Consider the following 7,315-nt stretch of genomic DNA (forward strand, 5'->3'; position numbering starts at 1 on the left):
GCGCGCGGCCGGATCAGCCGGCGAAGCCCGCCACGACGGCGGTGCACTCCCACGGCCGCTGCTCGGCACCGCCGCAGGCGTCGGTGCGCTCGCCCTCGCACGCCCGGTCGCGGTTGACCGACCAGGAGGTGAAGCGGCGTCGATGGCCGTGAAGCCGTGGGTGTCGATCACCTGCTGGTAGGCCGCGGCCAGGGGCACCGGGTCCTGGCAGGTCTCGCCGAGCTGGTCGCCCGCCCAGCCGCCGATGGACGGGATCACGTCGTCGCCGCCGGCTCGGATCTCCGCGATGGTGTCCCCGTCCGGGCCGTCCAGCGGGCGCCGGCCGTCCCGGGCCGGTGTGCAGGCACCGTCGGCTGACGAACGCGAGCGTGCAGCGCGTCTCCGACCTTCGTAGCCGTCCTCGTCGATCGCGAATTCCGGCCGCGTCGGTGCTGATCAGCGAGTCGTCGTGCGCTCGGAGGCGGTGGCGGGCGGCATCCGCGGCAGGGCGGGGATGCGCCGTCCTCGCGAGTCGCGCGGCGTGGCCTGCGGGTTCGGCGTCGGTGTCCCGTGATTCCATCGGTGGCATGCCCGCCCCGAAGAGCGCCCCCGGTCGAGAGCGCGACACGTCCCGCCGCTCGACCTCGGGTGAGCAGCACCGCCGCTCGGCACCGCTGCTGGTGCGCCGGTCCGGCGGTGCACAGCGGCTGAGCTGGGACGAGCCCGCGCGGCGGGTGCTGGACGGCGACGGCGGCACCGTGCGGGTGCTCGGCGGGCCCGGCACCGGCAAGAGCTCGCTGATCGCCGAGGTCGCCGCCGACCGCATCCTGCGCGGCGGCGCCGACCCGGAGAACGTGCTGGTCCTCACCGCAGATCGGGCCGCCGCGACCCGGATGCGCGCGCAGATCACCCGGCGGCTCACCGCGGGGTCCGAACTGCGCACCGCGCCGGAGCCGCTGGTGCGCACCGTGCACTCCTACGCGTTCGCCGTGCTGCGGCTGCAGGCGGTGCGCGCCGGTTCCGCCCCGCCGCGGATGCTCAACGGCCCCGACCAGGACGCGCTGGTGCGCGAACTGCTGGACGGGGACATCGAGGGCGGCGCGCGGCACTGGCCGGAGTCGCTGCGCGCCGCGCTGCCGGTGGAGGGCTTCGCCGGGGAACTGCGCGACCTGCTGCTGCGCGTCGCCGAACGCGGCATCGGCCCGAGCAGGCTGATCGAACTTGGGCAGCAGCACGACCGTCCCGAATGGGTGGCCGCCGGGCGGTTCGGCGTGCAGTACGAGCAGGTGACGCTGCTGCGCGGCGGCGGTCACGGTGGTGCCGAGCTGGACGCGGCGGAACTCGTCGCCCAGGCGCTGCTGGCCTTCCGCAACGACCGGGCGCTGCTGGCCGCCGAGCAGGACCGGGTGCGGCACCTGCTCGTCGACGACGCCCAGCACCTCGACCCGCAGCAGTTCGAGCTGCTGCGGCTGCTCGGCGGCACGGCGCGCGAGTTCCTGCTCGCCGGGGACCCGGACCAGGCGGTGTTCTCCTTCCGCGGCGCCGATCCCGGCTGCTTCACCGGCGCCGCGGCCGACCGCACCGAAGTGCTCACCACCGGGCACCGGATGTCGCCCGCGGTGCACGCCGCCGTCGGCAGGCTGATCGAGGGGCTGCCCGGCGCCGGACCTCAGCGCGCGCTGCGACCGCCGGACGGCGACGGCGGCTCGGTGCAGGTGCGGCTGCTCGGCACCCAGGCGCAGGAAGCGGCGTGGGTGGCCGACCAGCTGCGCCGCGCGCACCTGCTGGACGAGGTGCCGTGGTCGGACATGGCGGTGATCGTGCGCTCCACCGGACAGTCGCTGCCGGTGCTGCGCCGCGCGCTGCTCGCCGCCGGAGTGCCGCTGGTGCTGCCGGTGGACGACGTGCCGCTCGCGCACCGCACCGCGGTCCGGCCGCTGCTGACCCTGGTGCACTGCGCGGCGAACCCGGCGGAGCTGGACCCGGACGCCGCCGAACAGCTGCTGACCTCCCCGCTGGGCGGCGCCGATCCGCTGGCGCTGCGCCGGTTGCGGCGCGGGCTGCTGCGGCTGCAGAAGGCGACCGGCGGGCAGCGCTCCAGCGGCGAACTGCTGGTGGAGGTGCTGCGGGACCGGGACCGGCTCGCCGGGCTGGAGGACGCCGCGGCCCGCCCGGCCCGCCGGGTCGCGGCGCTGCTCGCCACCGCCGCCGAGGTGTCCGCCCAGGGCGTGGAAGAGGCGCTGTGGCGGGTGTGGAAGGCCTGCGACCTGGAAAGGCGCTGGGTCGCGTCCTCCGAGCGCGGCGGCATCGCGGGCGCGCAGGCGGACCGGGACCTGGACGCGGTGGTCGCGCTGTTCGACGCCGCCGCCCAGTACGCGGACCGCAAACCGGGCTCGGACATCGCCGGTTTCGTGGACGAGCTGCGCAAGCAGCGCATCACCGGCAGCAGCCTCGCCGCGACCGCCCCGGCCGGGGACGCGGTGTCGGTGCTGACCGCGCACGCTTCGGCGGGCCGCGAGTGGCAGGTGGTGGCGATCCCCGGCGTGCAGGAGGGGACCTGGCCGGACCTGCGGCTGCGCGGCTCGCTGCTGCACACCGGCCGGCTGGTGGACCTGCTGTCCGGGGTGGACGAGCAGGAGCGGGTGTCGGCGACCGCACCGCTGCTGGCCGAGGAGCGGCGGCTGCTGCTGGTCGCGGCGGGACGCGCGCGGCGGACGCTGCTGGTGAGCGCGGTGCGCGGCGAGGACGAGCAGCCGTCCCGGTTCCTCGACGAGCTGGAGGGCCTCGGTTCCGACGCCGAGCAGCGCCCGCTGCTGCGGCCGGAACGCGGGCTGGTGCTGGGCGAACTCGTCGCCGAACTGCGCAAGGTGGTGTGCGACGGGGAGGCCAAACCGGGCCGCCGGGAACGCGCCGCGACCCAGCTCGCCCGGCTCGCCCGCGCCGGAATTCCCGGCGCCGACCCGGATTCCTGGTACGGCCTGCCGGAGAGCTCCACCGCGCAACCGCTGACCGGCCCGGGCGAAGCCGTCCGCATCTCGCCGTCCACAGTGGATGTGCTGAGCAAGTGCCCGCTGCGCTGGATGGTGCAGCGCCACGGCGGGGAGGACGCCGCCGAACTCGCCTCCGTCACCGGGACCCTGGTGCACGCGCTGGTGGAGAAGGCCGCCGAAGGCGCCGACCGCGACCAGCTGCGCACCGCCCTCGACCAGGCGTGGCAGCAGGTCGACGCGGGCGCGCCCTGGTTCTCCCGGCACGAGCGGCGGCGGGTCGAGGGCATGCTCGACGCGTTCCTCGGCTGGCTGGAGAGCAGCCGCGGCGAGCTCACCCAGCTCGGAGTCGAACGAGACCTCGACCTGGAGGTGCCGAGCCGGGAAGGCGGCCCGCGGCTGCGGCTGCGCGGCCGGGTGGACCGGCTCGAAGCCGACGGCGGCGGCAGGCCCGTCGTCGTCGACGTGAAGACCAGCAAATCGGCGGTCAGCGGCGACGAAGCGCAGGAGCACCCGCAGCTCGCCGTGTACCAGCTGGCCGCCGCGCTCGGCGCGTTCTCCGCGGAGTCCGGGGATTCCGGGGGCTCCGGGGATTCCGACGGCGACGACGAGCGCGCCGAACCCGGCGGCGCCCGGCTGCTCTACGTCGCCAAGCCCTCCCGGCAGGGCCCGTGGACCGAACGCGCCCAGGACGGCCTCGACGAGGAACGGCTGCGGGTGTGGCTGGACGTCGTGCAGGACGCGGGCGCCGCCAGCGTCGGTCCCGCCTACCTCGCCGCCGAGAACTCCGACTGCCCCCGCTGCCCGGCCCGCCCGTCCTGCCCCGTCCACCCGGAAGGCCGCCAGGTCGGGCAGTGATGGGGCGCCGCGGTGCTATGGCCTGCGTCACCCGCCCGGTGCTCCCGCGCGGGTGATCGGCCCGGCCGGTGGGCACGGCGACGCGGTGGTCGTGCACTCGCCGCCCCCGTCGGGCGGCCGAGCGGCCCGGCCCCCGGGCAGCCCGTCTGCGGGGTGAGATTCGCGATCACGTCGGTGCGGAGTTCGAAAGGGGGAGCGGCGGGCCGCTACGTTGGTGTGGATCCGGCAATGAAGGGGAAGTCATGGCGCAGCACTCGAACGGCCTGCACCACCACGGATACGTCGAGCGGTCCGCGCTGACCCACGCGTTGAGCGCCGCGGAACGGCGAATGCTGGACCCCGACGAGGTCATGCACTCGCCCGACGAGGTCGCGGCCTGGCTCGCCGGCACCCTGCGCGCCGCCATGGGGCTCACCGAGGACGAGGTCGCGTTCACCGACGAGACCGAGATCTGGCTCGCCGAATCGCAGCGCGGCGAGACGATCGTGACCGGCCTCAACGAGGGACCGACGATCACCGCGGAGGCCGTGTACGACAGCAACTGCGAGTGCGAGCGGCAGCTGAAGCCGGTGTCCCCCACCAAGAAGCGCCGCTGACCCGGCCGGTGCGGCCGATCGCCCCGGCGGCCGCGGGATCGAGAACCCGACCCGGCACCACCGACGGCGGGTGACCGGTCCACCGGCGTGGTCCGGCCGGGCGAGCGGGCCGTTGACCTGCGGTACCGGCGGGGCGCTCGGCCGCGGCGGCGGTGCGGAGTGCTAGAACCGGCGGGGAACCGGTGACGTGAGCGTGGAAGGGGATCGGGGCGTGTCGGAACTGCTGAGCCCGCACCGCATCGCCCAAGGGCTCGGGATGCACCCGCCGACGCCCGAGCAGGCCGCGGTGATCGCCGCCCCCGCCGAACCGGCGCTCGTCGTCGCGGGCGCGGGCGCGGGCAAGACCGAGACGATGGCCGCCCGCGTGGTGTGGCTGGTCGCGAACCGGTTCGTCACCCCGGAACACGTGCTGGGCCTCACCTTCACCCGCAAGGCCGCCCGCCAGCTCGCCGACCGGGTGCGGGCGCGGCTGCGGCGGCTCGCCGGATCGGGGTTGCTCGACGAGGTCGATCCGAGCGGGGTGCTGCGCGGCCAGGTCCTCGCCGAGGAACCGACCGTGCTGACCTACCACGCGTACGCGGGCAGGCTCGTCGGCGAGCACGGGCTGCGGATCCCGGTGGAACCGGGCGCGCGGCTGCTCACCGAGACCGCGTCCTGGCAGCTCGCGCACCGCGTCGTGTCCACCTGGACCGAGGACCTGGACACCGAGAAGGTGCCGGCCACCGTCACGAGCTACCTGCTGTCGCTGGCCAGTGAGCTCGCCGAGCACCTGGTGCGCCCGGACCGGCTGCGGGAGCACGCCGAACGGCTCAGCCGCCTCATCGAGGACGCGCCGCGGGCGAAGCGGCAGCGCGCCGAACTGCCCCAGGACCTCACGAAGATCATCGCGGCGCAGCGGCTGCGGGCCGCGCTGCTGCCGCTGCTGGAGGCCTACCAGCAGCAGAAGCGGCGTGACGCGGCGATGGACTTCGCCGACCAGATGTCGCTGGCCGCGCTGCTCGCCACCGGGCACCCCGAAGTGGTCGCGGGCGAGCGGGAGCGCTACGGCGCGGTGCTGCTCGACGAGTACCAGGACACCGGGCACGCCCAGCGCGTCCTGCTGCGCGCCCTGTTCGGCGGTGCCGCGCCCGGCACCGATCCGCTGCCGGTCACCGCCGTCGGCGACCCCGCGCAGGCCATCTACGGCTGGCGCGGGGCCAGTGCCGCGAACCTGCCGCGGTTCACCACGGACTTCCCGCGCGCCGAGGACGGCAGGGCCGTGCCCGCCCGGCGCTACGGTCTGCTGACCAGCTTCCGCAACCCGCCGGAAGTGCTCAGCCTCGCCAACGCCGCCTCCGCGCCGCTGCGCGACGCCGGGCTGGAGGTCGACGAGCTGCGCGCCCGCGACGGCGCCGGGGCGGGCGACATCCGGGCCGTGCTGGTCGAGGACGTGCGCACCGAACGGAACTGGGTCGCCGACCGGATCGCCGAGCAGTGGCACGCGGCGCTCGACGAGACGGGGGCCCCGCCGACCGCGGCCGTGCTGGTGCGGCGGCGCTCCGACATGGCCGGTCTCGCCGGGGCGCTGCGGGAACGCGGGCTGCCGGTGGAGGTCGTGGGGCTCGGCGGGCTCCTCGACGAACCGGAGGTGCGGGATCTGGTGAGCGCGCTGCGGGTGCTCGTCGAACCGCTCGCCGGGTCGGCGGCGATGCGGCTGCTCACCGGTGCCCGCTGGCGCCTCGGCGCGGCCGACGTGGCCGCGCTGTGGGAGCGCGCCCGGCGGCTCGGCGCAGGCGCGCCCGACGGCGGCGAGGAGGTGGCCGACCAGCTGCCCGGCGAGCACGCCGAACAGGCCGGGTTGGTCGACGCGCTCGACGACCCCGGCACGCCGGAGGGCTACTCGGCCACCGGGTACGAGCGGATCCAGCGGCTGGGCAAGGAACTGGCCGCGTTGCGGCGCCGGATGGACCAGCCGCTGCCGGAGCTCGTCGCCGACGTCGAACGGACCCTGCTGCTGGACATCGAGAGCCTCGCCCGCCCGGTCGGCGCCGGCCGCATCCACCTGGACGCGTTCGCCGACGTCGTCACCGACTTCGCCACCGCCAGCCCGTCCGCCCCGCTGTCCGCGCTGCTGGACTACCTCACCGCCGCCGAGAGCGCCGAGGACGGCCTCGAACCCGGCGAGGTGGAGGTCGCCGACGACCGGGTGCAGGTGCTCACCACGCACGCCGCGAAGGGCCTCGAATGGGAGGTCGTCGCCGTCCCGCACCTGGTGCAGCAGGTGTTCCCCGGCCGCAGGCACTCCGGTTCGTGGCTGACCTCCGTCACCCAGCTGCCCGCGACGATGCGCGGCGACGCGCAGGACCTGCCCGACCTGGACCTGGACCGGCTGGGCGGCATGGACCGCAAGGAGATCGGCGACGAGCTCAAGCGCCACGACGGCGAGTTCGAGGACCGGCGGCTCACCGAGGAGCGGCGGCTGCTGTACGTGGCGCTGACCCGATCCGAACGCGTGCTGCTGCTGTCCGGGCACTGGTGGCAGGAAGGCGGCAAGAAGCCGAAGGGGCCGTCGCCGTTCCTCACCGAACTGGCCGACGTGCTGCGCGGCAGCGGCGCGGGCGAGATCCAGCGGTGGGCGGACGAACCCGAGGAGGACGCGGAGAACCCGCTCGCCGACGCGCTGCGGTCGATGTCCTGGCCCGCGGATCCGCTGGGGGAGCGGCGCAGCGCGGTCGCGGCGGGGGCGGACCTGGTGCGGGCCGCGATGGCCATGCCGGAGTCCGCAGTGGACCGAGCCGTGCCGGGCGGGATCGGGCGGACTGCGGTGGCAGCCGGGATCGCCCGCGCCGAACCCGAACTCCCGGCGGAGCCGGACTTCCCGGAAGAGCCGGACTTCCCGGCGGAACCCGAGTTCCT

The 7,315-nt window shown here is 75.7% G+C and carries 4 protein-coding genes and 1 pseudogene; 4 read left to right on the forward strand and 1 reads right to left on the reverse strand.

Features of this window, described 5'->3' with window-relative positions; genetic code table 11:
• Positions 1–181: hypothetical protein (locus ABZ805_RS28765; protein ID WP_358446924.1), on the forward strand; the 181-nt coding region annotated here is incomplete at its 5' end.
• On the opposite strand, the pseudogene ABZ805_RS28770 reads toward ABZ805_RS28765, so the two are convergent.
• Positions 139–354: pseudogene (locus ABZ805_RS28770) on the reverse strand (chitinase); the annotation flags it as partial. The gene ABZ805_RS28765 and the pseudogene ABZ805_RS28770 overlap by 43 nt on opposite strands.
• 212 nt (positions 355–566) lie before the next feature.
• Between ABZ805_RS28770 and ABZ805_RS28775 the strand changes: the two are divergent.
• The 3 genes from ABZ805_RS28775 to ABZ805_RS28785 form a co-directional block, all read left to right on the forward strand.
• Positions 567–3,824 carry an ATP-dependent DNA helicase gene (locus tag ABZ805_RS28775; RefSeq protein WP_358446927.1) on the forward strand — a complete coding sequence of 1,086 codons (3,258 nt, stop codon included), beginning with the start codon at positions 567–569 and terminating at the stop codon, positions 3,822–3,824.
• Between the two features lie 242 nt (positions 3,825–4,066).
• Positions 4,067–4,420, forward strand: coding sequence for a hypothetical protein (locus ABZ805_RS28780; protein ID WP_358446930.1), 354 nt, complete (start codon positions 4,067–4,069; stop codon positions 4,418–4,420).
• Between the two features lie 256 nt (positions 4,421–4,676).
• Positions 4,677–7,315 (forward strand): ATP-dependent helicase (locus ABZ805_RS28785; RefSeq protein WP_358446933.1); only part of this gene is annotated, 2,639 nt, incomplete at its 3' end.

This window comes from Saccharopolyspora sp. NPDC047091, assembly GCF_040643635.1.
Classification (GTDB): Bacteria; Actinomycetota; Actinomycetes; order Mycobacteriales; family Pseudonocardiaceae; genus Saccharopolyspora_C.

Bases quoted from the DNA above. Each gene is read 5' to 3' on its own strand.
- ABZ805_RS28775 (WP_358446927.1), top strand. From the start codon at position 567: ATGCCCGCCCCGAAGAGCGCCCCCGGTCGAGAGCGCGACACGTCCCGC.
- ABZ805_RS28780 (WP_358446930.1), top strand. From the start codon at position 4,067: ATGGCGCAGCACTCGAACGGCCTGCACCACCACGGATACGTCGAGCGG.